Genomic DNA, 13,875 nt, shown 5'->3' with positions numbered 1-13,875 from the left:
AGCTAACAATAATCATTTCGGTAAAATTTACCAACTCACGTCATTTTCCTGGTAAATTTTGCCAATCATGGTATTTTTTACCAATTATGCCAATCCGTATTTCCGGGCTTTGGCCGCCACCGTCTTGTGCGTAATTTTTAATTCCTTGGCGGCGGCGTTGAAACTGCCACACTGTTTCAACGCCTTGGCAATGATGCGCTTCTCATATTCCTCCCAGGGAAGCACGGCGCTTTCCGTTTCGAGGCGCTGCACCTCTCTGTCCGCCGCTTCGCCCTTGATGTAGGAAGGAAGTGCCGCAACCGTAATGGTGTCGCTGTCCATGAGGGTGATAACCCGCTCAATGACATTTTCCAATTCCCGCACATTGCCCAGCCATTTGTAGCGCATGAGGATATCCATAGCCTCCGGCGTAATACTGCGGACAGTCTTACCGGTACTGACGCTGACCTTCTCGATAAAATGCTCCACCAGCAGCGGAATGTCATCAATGCGGTCCCGAAGCGGCGGCAGGATGATGGGAATGACATTGAGGCGGTAGTACAAATCATCGCGGAAGGTGCCGTCCTTCACCATATCTTCCAAATGGCGGTTGGTGGCGGCGATAATCCGCACATCCACATGGACGGTCTCTCGCCGCCTACGCGGTCAAATTCTTTCTGTTGCAGCACCCGCAGGAGCTTGACCTGCATCTTCTTGTCCATCTCGCCGATTTCATCGAGAAAAATCGTGCCGTGGTCAGCCAGTTCAAACTTGCCGAGCTTGCGCTTCACCGCTCCGGTGAAAGCGCCCTTCTCATGACCAAAGAGTTCCGATTCCAGCAAAGTCCCGGGAATGGCTCCGCAGTTCACGCGGATAAAGGGCCCTCTGCGCCGCTCACTGGCATAGTGAATACCCTCGGCAATGACTTCCTTACCGGTGCCGCTTTCCCCGCGAATCAGCACCGTGGCCGAGGATTGCGCCGCCTTGGAGGCCAATGCCAGCACGTCAATGACCTTGCCGCTTTTGCCGATATAATTGGCGAAGGCGTTGGCGGTCTTTTTCGTGCGCAGAAGTTCCTGTTCCAAATACTCTGCTCTGGCTGATACCTGCGACAATCTGGCCATAAGGTTTTGCAGTTCCGTGATATCCTTGATGACCGATACAACACCCGCAATTTCACCGTTGATGAAGATGGGATTGACATTGGCTACAACCGTTGTGCCATCCTTCTTGCGGCTGATACTGCCAATGCGGGCCACGCCAGTGCGGAGCACCGCACAGCGATTGCCATCCGGCGCAGTCTTAAAGACATTCTGCCCCATGACCATCTCAGGCGTCTTATGGACAATGCGCAGGTAAGACGGATTCACATAGGTAATCTCTCCGGTTCTGTCCACCACGCAGATGCCATCCTGCACCGCCTCCAAAATCATCTGCAGGCGTTCCTGCATCAAGGCATTTTCATGGAGCAGCTTATCCATCTCATGGATTTTCCCCGGCTCCCGCAGTTCGAAGTCGCCTTCCAAAAAGCGCACCATTTCGTAGACCGCCTGCCGCCCGGCATCACCTTCCGCCGATACAAAGACCGAATCGCCCTTGCCGATTTTGAGCGCGACGAGCTTCATCAGGCTGCGCATCTCAAACCGTTCACTGCGCTGACTGCGCAAAAACAGAGGTGTTGCATATTTTTCGCCGAGTTCCCTTGCCCGCTGGACAATCATGGCCGCAATGCGGGCATGTATGCCGCTTTCGTGGTGAACCACAGCTTCCTGTTCATACATCATCTGGCCATCGTTCCTTTCTTCCCTTCATTATACTATAACTCCAGAGCAAAATCAGCGAGTAACAATAAGAATACAAATATTTATCTGCACAAATCCACGAGAATATGGTATACTGTGGGGGAAGGTTCGCTAATTTTGCACAAATGTGTAAACACTGGCAGGAATTTTCCTATTATTGTCGAAAAGTTTATAAGATGGTGAGTATATTTGCATAATGCTCACTTTCAGGAAGAGGTGAGAAACATGACATTTATCCTGATAACAGGATCCATCATGGCCATCAGCATCTTCCTCATTTATCGGCTATGTCGCTTTTTTAACATCGAGATGAAGTGGACTTCGCTGGTGCTCTGTGCTGTGATGGCCTTCATCGTCAATGGCATGGCAATCACCATGAGTCCTTTCCTCGACCGCGGGCATTACCTGCGACTAGGGATATTGGTCATAACGGCAGCGGCAGTGGTGACAATCTTCAACGAACGAATGCTGCGCCGGGAGGAAGCTCTTGCTGGCAATTGCACAGTTCTGCCCACCGAGCAGCTGCCTGTGGAAGAAGAACCGCCTGCAGAAGATATACTGCCGGCAGCAATGCAGGAACCTGTGGCCGAAACATCCCCGTCCGAACCTGCTGTTCCCATGGAAGCAGCACCATTAGAGCAGCCCGCAGCGGTTCAGGAAGTTCCCCCAGAAGAAAAATCTGCCGCTCCGCAGAAGAGCAACGAAGCAGAAAAAGCTGTCGAAGAAGCAAAACTAGCAGCTCAGGCTATCGCGGAAAAAGAAGCCAAGCTGGCAGCAGAGAAGGCCGAAAAAGAAGCGCAGGCGATTGCCGAAGCCAAGGCCAGAAAAGAAGCCAAGGAGCGTGCTGAACAGAAGAAACGCGAAGCAGCTGCCCGCAAGAAAGCAGAGGCCGAGGCGAAGGCCAAAGCCGCTGCCGAAGCAAAAGCCCGTGCAGAAGCAGAGGAAAAAGCGCGTCAGGAACTTGCTGCGAAGCGCCAGGCTCACGAGCAGGAACTCAAGCAGGAGCTTGCGAGCATGGACAGCCTCGATGCCATTTTGGACTTTGCTTACGAAGCCAAGGATGCACAGCCCAAAGATGCCATCTTTGCTTATCACGAAGCCATTTCCCGCTACGGCGACGACGACTACACACCGTTCCTCGTCATTGAGCTGGGCAACCTTTACAAAGAACAAGCCAATTACAGCGGCGCCATCGCCGCTTACAAACAGGCACTTACCATGCCTATCATTGCCAAAAACGATGCCATGTGTCAGGAGTTCACCAAGAACATCCACTATCTGGGCACCGTTCAGGATATACTTGCCAAACATGCTGCGCTTTCTACGCCTTTCCCGCAAATTCCGGGAGATATCATGCAGGAAATCGAAACCGAATTCCAGGCTCACAGTGGCAGCGCAAAATAATTGGAGGAATTTTTAATGAAGAAAAGTGTAGAAATCCTTGGTCTTCCTATCATCAGCATTACGGAAGGCCGCGAGCTGGGCGTCAGCAAAACGCTCCTTATCGATGCTAAGAACGGCACGGTAGCAGCTATCACCATCGAAGATGCTGACTGGTACCGCGGTGTAAAACTCATTCCCTATGAGTCCGTTATTGCTATCGGTGACGATGCCGTAACCATCACCAACAGCGAAAACATCCTGACTTTGGATGCTGCTGGCGACTACGAAGCTCTGCTGGATGAAAATATCCGCATCATCGACACCAAAGCTATCACCAAGTCCGGTACGATTCAGGGCAAGGTAACTGAACTCTACATCGGCGACGATGGCAAAATTGAAAAATGCGAAATCACTGCACCCGATGGCACCACTTCCGACATTGCAACCGACCAGATTTCCATCTTCGGTAAGCAGGTAACGGTTATTGACCCCACCGGGGAAAAAAAAAATAATGTAATGCCCAGTGCTCCTGAGGCTCCGAAAGCTGCTCCCGCACAGCCGGAAGCTCCGAAGGCCGAAGCAGCACCGAAAGCTGAGGAAGCTCCCAAGGCTGCTGAACCTGCCAAAGCAGAAGAAGCACCGAAGGCTGATGCTCCGAAAGAAGAAGCAAAACCTGAGCCCAAGAAAGAAGCTCCGAAAGCTGCTCCTGCTCCCAAGGCTGAGCCCAAGAAAGAGGCTCCGAAAGCAGATGCCGCAAAACAGGCCGCTGCTGACAAAGCGTCTGAAGAACGCCATCGCCGATTTCTCCTGGGCAAGAAAGCCGCTCGCGACATTAAGATGGATAACGGCATCGTTATCGTAGAAGCAGGCCAGGACATCACCGAGGAAGTTCTCCAGAAGGCAAAACTGGCTAACAAGTTCATCGAACTTTCCATGAACGTACAGTAAGATGATAAAAATCCCTTCCGCAGATTGCGGAGGGGATTTTTTCGTGCGGGCAGGAATACTTCCCCTTTGTCGCGAAATAGTAACGAAAACACAGCTGTTTCGTGCCCGGAAAGGAAGGGATTTTTATGCGCAAGCCACAAGGAAGTATTAAGACATTATTCGTCGTCAGCATCATCCTGCTGACTGGTATACTGCTTTCTATCCAGACTTTTATCAACATCGGACAATTCAAAAGCAGCATGGAGGAACAGGTAAAAGCCACCCTGACCGAGCAGTCCGGCGCCATTGCTGGGAAACTTGACCAGCGCATTTTGCAGGTAGCTCAGAAAACCGCAGGGCTGGCCCGTGGTGTCACCCAGCTGAAAACCTATGACACAGATGTCATGTATGGCATGGCAGACGGCTACGTGCTCTCCGACCCGCTGATTATCGGCAGCGGCTTTTGGTTCGAGCCCTTCGCCTATCAGGCAGACATCGATTACTTCGGCCCCTACCGTGCTAAAAATGACAAGGGCTCCGTTGACTTGGACATGGAGTACAGCAACGCCGAATACGGCTACACCAAATTTGACTGGTACCAGAACGCCATGAAGGCCCCCGGCAAAGTAGCCTGGACCGGCCCCTACCTTGACGAAATGACCGGCACCACCATGCTGACCAGCGCCGCCGCCGTACAAAAGGATGGCAAAAATGTGGGCACTGTCACCGTGGATATCGGCATTACCGAATTGGAAGACTATGTCAAAGGCATTCAGGTCGGTCAGAACGGCTACGCCTTCCTGGTCAGCCAGGAGGGCTTCTACCTTGCTTCCCGTGACGACAGCAAGAACATGAAAGCAAAAATCACCGAAGAATCCTCCCCGGAACTGGCTGCCTTGGGCAAGAAAATCGTGGGACTCACGGAAGTATCCCTGACGGAAAGCGCGGTATTCGGTGAGGACAGTTATGTGATGGCCGCACCACTCTGTATCGACAACATGAAACTGGTACTCGTGGCGCCCAAGGCCGACTATACCGGCCCCATCACCAAATCCATCTACCTCAGCATCATTATGGCCGTATTGGTCATGGTAATTCTCTGCACCGCTATGATTGTGATTTTCAACCGGCGCATCGGCGGCCCCATCCATCACCTCATGGAAGAAGCCGCAAAAATTGCCGACGGCAATCTCCAGAGCCACCTCCGTATCGCAGCTGACGACGAAATGGGTGCCCTTGGCAACTCCCTTAACCATATGGTAGCCAACCTACGCAAGGTTATCGGTCAGGTCAACGATATGTCCCAGCAGGTAGCTGCTGCCAGTGAAGAACTCACCGCCAGTGCAGACCAATCTGCCCAGGCCTCCCACATGGTAGCCGACAGCATCGTCTCCATTGCCGAAGGTGCCAGCGAACAGGCCATCGATGCCGGTAATATTCAGGCCACTGCCGAACAGGTAACCGAATCTGCTCAGGACATAGTCAAAGGCACAAAGCAAGTCTACGACCACGCAATACAGGCCAAGTACAGAATCACCACAGGCCGCCAGTCCATCGTGCAGGCCGTGGAACAGATGAATAACATCACCGCCAGCACCGACAGCATTCAAGCATCCATTGAAAAGCTCGACACCAGCTCGCAAAAAATTGCCGATATCGTGCAGATGATTACCGGCATTGCCGAACAGACCAACCTGCTGGCCCTGAACGCTGCCATCGAAGCGGCCAGAGCTGGAGAAGCAGGCCGCGGCTTTGCCGTCGTTGCCGACGAGGTACGAAAACTGGCCGAAAGCTCCAATCAGTCCTCCCAACAGATCGCCGAACTGGTACAAAGTAATCTGCAGGATATGAAATCGGCCGTTGAAGCCAGCCACAGCGGTGCCCAAAGCGTACAGTCCGGCATTGCCACCGTGCAGTCCGCCGACAAAGTCTTTGAGGAAATCGTCGCTGTCATAGATGACTTGACCAACCAGATACAAACCATCGCCAAAGGCATCGAATCCATGGCCGCAGAAAACGAACGCATGCTGCAAGCCAGCATCAACATCGCCAATACCAGCGGCAAAAACTCCGACGAAGCCCAGTCCGTATCCGCCGCCGGCGAAGAACAAAGTGCCTCCATGCACGAAATCTCCGACGCCGCCCGCAATATGGCAACGCTAGCCGGAGATTTGCAGGCAGAGATGCAGAAGTTTAAGTTGTAATAAAACCATTCATGTCAAAGGCCGTTCCCACGAAGGAACGGCCTTTCTCTGCCTCTTTATAACACCTTTGCTTATTCTGTTGCCAAAACGGCTTCTTCCTCCGCTTTAAGCTGAGCCATATCCTCACGGACTTCGCCGTTCCAGCGGTATTTGACGGTCAGCACCAGTACAGCGGCAGCCAGCATAAAGGCGGCCATGATGTAGTAACCCAGGTCAAATGCGCCGGTACTCTTCTGCACCCAGGCCATCATATTCGGGCCTACCCAGCCGCCGATATTGCCGCAGGAATTGATGAGGGCAACGGAAGCAGCCGCTGCCGGGCCGGTCAGGAAAGTGGTCGGAATCGTCCACCATACGCCCATGGCTGCGTAAATGCCGATAGCGGAGAGGCATACGAGGAAGAGAGCCATGCCCATGCTGTCAACCAACGGGGAGCAGCCCAGGCCAATGGCACCGACCAACAGGGCGCCTGCCACATGCCAGACTTTATCGCCCGTCTTTGTCGAGGTATGGCCGATAATCACCTGCACCACGAGAGCCGCAATCATGGGAATGGCGATAGCGCCGCCCAAGAGGCTGGTGGACCAGCCGGAAAGTCCTTTGAGCACCGTGGGCATCCAGAAGTTGAAGCCCCAGAAACCTACCACCCAGAGGAAATAGATAAGGCAAAGTTTCAGCACCTTTGGCTCGCAGAAGGCCTGCCAAACGGTGTATTTTTTTACGCGATGCATAGCAGCCTGTTCTTCGTCATAGACTTTATTCAGGTATTCCTTTTCCGCATCTGTAAGCCAATGGGCCTGTTCGGGGCGGTCTTTGACGGCGAAGAAGAAATACACCGCAAAGAGCAGGGCGGGCAGTGCTTCGAGGATAAAGAGTTCCTGCCAGCCGTGCAGGCCGAACAAGGAAGTTTCGAGCAGAACACCAGCCAATGGCGCACCGATAATTGTGGAAATCAACAGCGAAGTCAGCATTAGTGAAGTTGCTCTTGCACGCTCCCCAGCGGCAAACCAACGCGGGAATAATACCGAATAGATAACCGGATACAAGCTGGCTTCTGACGCCCCCAACAGGAACCGGCACAAATAAAATTCTGACGGCGTTTTCACAAAGGCCATATACACGCACACCAATCCCCAGGTGAACATGATACGGGCAATCCACTTTGTCGCGGAGAACTTCGCCGCAACCAACGAGCCGGGCACTTCAAAAATCAGATAGCCCACAAAGAAAATCCCGGCGCCCATGCCGAAGATTTCCGGCGTCAGCCAGGGCATATCTGCCGTCATGGTGAGTTTTGCGTAAGCAACATTGACCCGGTCAATGCAGGCGATAATGGACACCAGAAACACTGGCAAAATGATGCGTAAGTCCCGCTTGCTTTTTAGGCTTTCAAGATTTACAGTTTCCATAATAATTCCTCCCCAATATAACAACAATTTTTTTACCTCATCCGAGCGCTTCGCGCCCACCTTCCCCAGAGGGGAAGGCAATAGAAAAAGCCCGTCCCGCGAAGGGACGGACTCATTATCCGTGTTACCACCCAAATTCCCTGCCTATTTCTATGACAGGGCACTCTACTACGTACCAGCATACGCGACTTCTGTAACGGGAAGCCCCCGTGGCCGCCTACTGCATTTGACATGTCAAATGCGTTCAGCACCATATCTCAAGGATGATTTTCCATTTCTGCTGGACTATCGGCTTACACCATACCCGATTCGCTGGAAGTCTGCTGGGAAATGTACTCTTTCCTCTCATCGACTGTATCTGTATTGTGGATTATTGTTTTCTTGAACACGTTTATTATCTTAGCACCGGATTGTAAAGTTGTCAACCGCTATGCGAAAAAATTTCCTTTTCCAGCATATCCCCTACTTTGCTGGCCATATGCGATAAATCCTGCAAATGAATATAGCTGGAGCCATAGATTTTGCCTGCTGCCTCCGTCACCAGCTCCGCAGAAATCACGCTGTTTATCAGCGCCATCACGGCAAAGCCCTGCACCTTCAGATACTTAACACCTTGGGCTGCATCTTCCCTTGCCGGAAGGCCGCCGTAAATTTTGCCGGTGCCAAGGCCCTCGGCTGGAATAGGCTCCTCATCGCTAGGGTCGGCATCGGTCAGGATAAAGAGCAATTTCCTGCCGGTTATCTCTCCCCAAAGTTCCGGCACCGCCCGCAGGGCCAGCCCGTCCCGATTCCAGCCCTGCGCCTTGTAAGCAAAGATTCCCTGACTTGAACTGTCGTCAAAGCCTTTTAGCAGGCGCAGAATTGTGCAACCGCCTTGACTGAAAAACGAGGCCGCTGCCAATCGGATTCCCGCCTGTCCCAAGGCCTCGGCCAACAGATATGCCTGCGTGGCAATCATCATCTGACGCCCCTGCCGGGAGTCCGAAGCATCCAACAGCAGCATCACGGAAAAATCAGCATAGCTGGCCTTCTCCATCGCCGTAAAAACCCGGCTGTCCTGCAATTTCACGCCCCGCCATACCCGGCCGGGCGCCAGCCGCCCGCTGCGGGCCGGCAGTTCCAGGGGCTGACGGTGTACGAGCAAAGCATTTTGCAGACGGCGGGTAAGTTCCCGCATTTCCGTACGGAACCATATCTGTTGCTGCTGAAAAAAATCCCAATTCTCGCTTTGCTGTTTCCCCGCTTCTCTGGTAAACCAAAGCTGGGCATGGCGATGTATGCCCCGGCAAAGGTTTCCTTCTATCCCGCTTAACCGTTCCTGACTGAACAACGGCTCGCCGTAAAGGCGGCTAAGTTCCGCCTCTGACTTTCTGCCCACCTTCCCCCCCGGCCAAAAGGATTTCTCTCCGCAATCGGCCTCACCTGCAGCAGGCAGCAGCATGCCCGCCGCAAAATTCTCCCCATAGCGGCTATGCAGGGGCAGAATTCTATGCAGAAGGGCCTTAAGCCTTGGCGATAAGGAAAAGTGCAGGGCTTTGCGCGGGGCACCGTACCAATGAAAACGAAAGAAGTGCTTGATAATCCCCTCCATGGCGGCAATGATTTCATCGGTGCTCATTTGCCCTGTAAACTGCAGGGCTTTATAGAGTTTCCTGTCCCAGGGATTTATGATTTCCGGCTTCCCGCCCAAAATTTCCCGACAGCGGGCGCATTTGAGATTATGGGCCAGTTCCTGCCGCATCATAAGCTGTTGAAAAGACACATCCACATCCTCCCGCAGGAACCGCGCCGCATGCTGACGGCGTAAACTTGCCAAAACAGGGCGGGCAGGCAGTTCCTTTTCATAGGCCGCCACTTCCAGTCCCAGCCAAAAGAGTTCCGCAAAGAGCTCTCCCAACAAAGATTTATCCAGCGTGTTTTGCAGGTAAGCGGTCAGTTTTTCTGCATCATAATGACGGTGAACCAGCCCCACAATGGAATTGAGGTATAAATCCGGTTCACCGTCTGCGTAAAAGGACAAAAAGGCCGGGCGAAAGTCATAGCGCCCCGCCGCCGTCCAGACAATATTAAGTGCCCGCTTCTGCCGCTGGGCATGGAGATTTTCCTTTGACATGTCAATTTACCCCGCAAAGATTTCATCCCTGCCCCAGTCCGCCGGCAGGCGCAGGGCGATAATGTCCTCAACCAGCGTCCGCTCCTGCAAATCAAAACATTTGCCCGTGAGCCCCATAGAAAAAGCCTGCCCCGCCGTAAGGCCCAGCTTAATAAGGCGCAAAGCTTCCAATAATCCCCGCAAGTCCAGCGCCCGGCCAGAGATTTCCCGGGCTTCGTATTTCTGCCGCAGGTCGAGGAACAAAGCTGCCATTGTGCGGACAGCATTTTCCCGCAAATCCGGGAATTCGTATTTTAGCAGGGAGGTAAGTTCGCTTTCGCCGGGCACAGGCATATGAATGACCACAAAGCGAGATAGCAGCGCCTCATTCAGTTCCCTTGTGCCGCTGTAGCCATAGTTCATGGTGGCGATAAAGCGGGTGGCAGGATGAAGTTTTAAGCGGTCATAGCCCGGCACCTCCAATTGGCGCCGATGGTCGAGCAGCGAATGAAGCACCGCCAAGGCCTCGTTGCGGGCCATATTGATTTCATCGAGAACGCAGATGCCGCCCGCCGTCACGCAGTCATGGACAGGGCCGGGCCGGAAGCAGACTTCGCCGCCTTTGAAGGTGTCCATGCCAATCAGATAGGAGGCATCCACATCAATATGAAAGGACACATTCCAAAGTGGCCGCCCCAAGAGCAGCGCCAGATTCTCCGCCAGAATATTTTTACCTGTGGCTTTAGGCCCTGCCAGCAGGAGGTTTGCCCCCGCCAACAGAGCCGTCAATGCCGCTGTTAAAATTTCTGTGCCAAAGTAGGGAAAGCGGGGCGCATTTACCTCCCGTTTTCCCTGCCAGGGATTGGCCTCGCGAAAGGCCGCAGCCTGCGCCAAAAGCTCAGGCCGCAAGCCCTGTCCACCGAAAAAATTCCTCATTTCCTCCGCTGTCAAAACGAGTCACCTCCCGGGTGCTATCCGCCGTTAACCTTTGGCTGACACTTCGTTATATACATCCTTGAGCAAGGTTTCCTTGCGCAGGGACAGACATTCGCACTTTCTATCGTCTGCATCCACATTGCGGATGGTTTCAAGGATAATCTGTCCAATCATCGGCGCATCATCGTAGAAGATATCCGCCATATCCTGATGGGACCATTTTTCCTTAATCCCCTCGCCGTAGTTCACCGTGAAGTACAGCCCTGCATAGCAGGCACCGATTTCCCGCGCGAGATAAACTTCGGGACAGATGCTCTGGCCCACGATATCCGCATGGCCATTCATCATAGCCACTTCGGCCGGACTTTCAAAATGGCGGCCATCGGTTACCGCATAGGTACCGCGGATAAATACTCGGCCGTCAAAACGCTTCTTGGTGGCCGCAATCAAAGCCTGCCGCATTTCCGGGCACAGGGCATCACGCATCACAAGCAGATAGCGGCCATCGAGCATTACATCCTTGCGCACCGACAGGTCGAGGTAATCGTCGGGGATAATAAAGTCCCGCAAGTCGAGCAGTTTGTTGACGGTGCCTACACCACCTTCAGAGATAATGCGTTTAACGCCAGCTTCGCGAAAAACCCAGAATACCTGCCGTGAAGCATCCGCGCGGGTTACACCACTGCGCCAGCCGTGCATCTTGACAGTGAGCACCCGCTTTTCGCCCACACGAAACAGGCGCATAGCGGGACTTTCGCCATAGGGCGTATTAAAGCGCAGGTTATCGGCCAGAATTTCTACATCTTTATCGGTCACGTTGGCCGGGAAATTGCTGGATAATGTACCCGAGCCACCGACTACAGCGTAGGCTGCTGCGGGGATTTTATTGTCATTCATAATCGTAACTCCTTTTGCCTTCCCCTCTGGGGAAGGTGCCGAGCAAAAGCGAGGCGGATGAGGTGCATTGGCAGGACATACATAAACCTCATCCACCGCTTCGCGGTCCCCCTTCCCCAAAGGGGAAGGCTTTAGTATCGTTTAATAATGTTATATTCAGTATCACGCTGGGCAGGCTGTTTGCCTGCGCCGCGAATCAGTTCCGTCATCTTATTGATGGACATTTCATACTGCGTGCCGGCGGCCCGCACGACATTTTCTTCTAGCATAATACTGCCGAGGTCATCGGCGCCAAAGCCCAATGTCAACTGGCCGATACGTTCGCCCTGCGTGACCCAGGAGCCTTGTATATGTTTGATATTGTCCATATAGAGGCGAGTCACGGCCAGGGTCTTCATATAATCCCAGCCGCTGGTCTTTTCGCCGCCTAGTTCCGTATTACCTGGCTGGAAGGTCCAAGTGATAAAGGCGCGGAAACCGCCGGTCTTATCCTGCAGGCGGCGGATTTTTTCCATATGCTCAATGCGCTGTGCCATGGTTTCACCAAAGCCGATAACCATGGTGGCCGTGCTCTCCATGCCAATGCTATGGGCACACTCCATCACATGCAGCCAATCATCCGTCATGATTTTCTTGGGGCTGACCCGTTTGCGCACTTCGTCCACAAGGATTTCCGCCCCGCCGCCGGGCAGGCTGTCAAGTCCCGCTTCCTGCAGACGCTTCAGCGTATCGAGAATCGAAAGCCCTGCCTGCTGGGCAAAATACTGGATTTCCGTGGCCGTAAAGGAATGAATGGTAATCTGCGGAAATTTCTCCTTGATACTGCGCAGCATCGTTTCGTAATAGTCAAGTCCTAAGTCCGGATAAAGCCCGCCCTGAATCATGACCTGCGTACCGCCTGCCGCTACGGTTTCCGCAACTTTGGCCAGAATTTCCTCATTGCTCAACAGATAAGCGTCCTTGGACTCCTTGCGGCGGAAGAAGGCGCAGAATTTGCACTCATTCTTGCAGACGTTGGTATAGTTGATGTTCCTGTCCACGATGAAAGTTACGGTATCATCAAAGAGCTTTCTTCGTGCATTATCCGCCTGTATACCAAGTTCAATGGGGTCGCCGTTTTTCAGCAGGTCAATACCTTTTTCTTCACTAAGCCGCATCATTCCTGCACCTCCCGATAAAAAGTATCCCGCTGTACCGGTTCATACCCCGTCTCACGGATAAATTTCTCCAAATCCGTGCGGGTAATGCCCGTGTTAGTCTTAGCGCCGGCGGCATGAATGATTTTTTCCTCACCAATGGTGCCATCCAAATCATCCGCTCCAAAGCCCAAGGCCAGTTGAGCAATCGGCATGGTCAGCATAATCCAGAAAGCCTTAATATGGTCGAAGTTATCCAAGATAAGACGGGACAGCGCCAACATCTTCATATCTTCCCAGGAGCCCACGCGCTTGAGGCCGCGCTCCTCGCCCAGTTCCGTATGCTCCGGATGGAAGGGGAACAACATAAAGGCCTGAAAACCATGTGTCTCATCCTGCAAATCCCGCAGGGTAATGAGATGCTGCAGACGTTCCTCAATCGTTTCCACATGGCCATACATGATGGAAGCATTGGTGCGAATGCCGAGCTTATGCGCCGTGCGCATAACTTCCAGCCATTCATTCGTGGTGGCTTTCTTGGGGCAGATAATCTCCCGCACCCTGTCCGAAAGAATTTCTGCACCGCCGCCCGGCAGACTGTCCAGACCTGCTTCTTTAAGTTCGGTCAGCACTTCTAAAATGCTCTTACCGCTGATTTTGGCAAAGTTTACGATTTCCACGGGCGTGAACGCCTTGACATCCGCTTCTGGCAGTGCCGCCCGCACTTGCCTTACGATATTCTTGTAGTAGTCAAAATCCTTATCGGGATGCAGGGCGCTGACGATATGAATTTCCGAAAGATTTTTGAGTTCTTTGGCACTGTCCAAAATCTTAGCCACATCATCTGTTTCCAGTACAAAGCCGCGCTTATCCCCATCCTTTACCTGAAAGGCACAGAGCGGGCAGTTGGCACTGCAGATATTGGTCAGATTGATATGACGGTTTACGGTATAAAAGACCTTTTTGCCGCTTTTGGCTTCCTTCATGCGGCGGGCGCATTTAGCCAGAAAGAGCAGGTCATTGTCTTCGTAGAGGGCCAGCGCATCTGCCAGAGTCAGCCGTTCCCCAGCTTCCGCCTTTGCCCGTGCGCGTTGCATGTTGTCCATAGCT

General features: G+C 53.0%; 9 protein-coding genes, 1 pseudogene and 1 other annotated feature. Of the genes and pseudogenes, 3 read left to right on the top strand and 7 right to left on the bottom strand.

The features are described from left to right. Positions 1–84 precede the first annotated feature (84 nt). Positions 85–1,763: pseudogene (locus P157_RS13690) on the bottom strand (sigma 54-interacting transcriptional regulator). Positions 1,764–2,006: 243 nt separating this feature from the next. Between P157_RS13690 and P157_RS14790 the strand changes: the two are divergent. From P157_RS14790 to P157_RS0103005, 3 genes are all read left to right on the top strand, one after another. Continuing rightward, complete coding sequence (locus tag P157_RS14790) at positions 2,007–3,185, top strand: hypothetical protein (RefSeq protein WP_051598465.1); 1,179 nt, start codon at positions 2,007–2,009, stop codon at positions 3,183–3,185. A gap of 15 nt (positions 3,186–3,200) precedes the next feature. Next, positions 3,201–4,112, top strand: a complete 912-nt coding sequence (locus P157_RS0103010) for a PRC-barrel domain-containing protein (protein ID WP_026759718.1) — start codon at positions 3,201–3,203, stop codon at positions 4,110–4,112. A 125-nt stretch (positions 4,113–4,237) separates the two neighbouring features. Beyond that, complete coding sequence (locus tag P157_RS0103005; protein ID WP_026759717.1) at positions 4,238–6,295, top strand: methyl-accepting chemotaxis protein; 2,058 nt, start codon at positions 4,238–4,240, stop codon at positions 6,293–6,295. Positions 6,296–6,366: 71 nt separating this feature from the next. On the opposite strand, the gene P157_RS0103000 is transcribed toward P157_RS0103005, so the two are convergent. The 6 genes from P157_RS0103000 to mqnE form a co-directional block, all read right to left on the bottom strand. After that, positions 6,367–7,704: an MFS transporter gene (locus P157_RS0103000; protein WP_026759716.1), complete on the bottom strand. Its 1,338-nt coding sequence runs from the start codon at positions 7,702–7,704 to the stop codon at positions 6,367–6,369. A 99-nt stretch (positions 7,705–7,803) separates the two neighbouring features. Beyond that, positions 7,804–8,062, bottom strand: a binding site (T-box leader). 63 nt (positions 8,063–8,125) lie between these two features. Then, positions 8,126–9,817, bottom strand: coding sequence for a hypothetical protein (locus P157_RS0102995; protein ID WP_026759715.1), 1,692 nt, complete (start codon positions 9,815–9,817; stop codon positions 8,126–8,128). 6 nt (positions 9,818–9,823) lie between these two features. Beyond that, complete coding sequence (locus P157_RS0102990) at positions 9,824–10,747, bottom strand: AAA family ATPase (RefSeq protein WP_230578430.1); 924 nt, start codon at positions 10,745–10,747, stop codon at positions 9,824–9,826. 30 nt (positions 10,748–10,777) lie between these two features. Next, positions 10,778–11,629 (bottom strand): MTAP family purine nucleoside phosphorylase, encoded by an 852-nt coding sequence (locus P157_RS0102985; RefSeq protein WP_026759713.1) that lies wholly within the window; start codon positions 11,627–11,629, stop codon positions 10,778–10,780. 131 nt (positions 11,630–11,760) lie between these two features. Then, positions 11,761–12,786: a cyclic dehypoxanthinyl futalosine synthase gene (gene mqnC, locus P157_RS0102980; protein WP_026759712.1), complete on the bottom strand. Its 1,026-nt coding sequence runs from the start codon at positions 12,784–12,786 to the stop codon at positions 11,761–11,763. Continuing rightward, positions 12,786–13,871, bottom strand: a complete 1,086-nt coding sequence (gene mqnE, locus P157_RS0102975) for an aminofutalosine synthase MqnE (RefSeq protein ID WP_026759711.1) — start codon at positions 13,869–13,871, stop codon at positions 12,786–12,788. Before mqnE ends, mqnC begins: the two co-directional genes overlap by 1 nt. Positions 13,872–13,875 lie beyond the last annotated feature (4 nt).

Source organism: Selenomonas ruminantium AC2024 (genome assembly GCF_000687995.1).
Lineage (GTDB): Bacteria > Bacillota > Negativicutes > Selenomonadales > Selenomonadaceae > Selenomonas_A > Selenomonas_A ruminantium_B.
The sequence above is the reverse complement of the archived record's forward strand: the minus strand, read 5'-3'. Positions and strand labels throughout refer to the sequence as shown.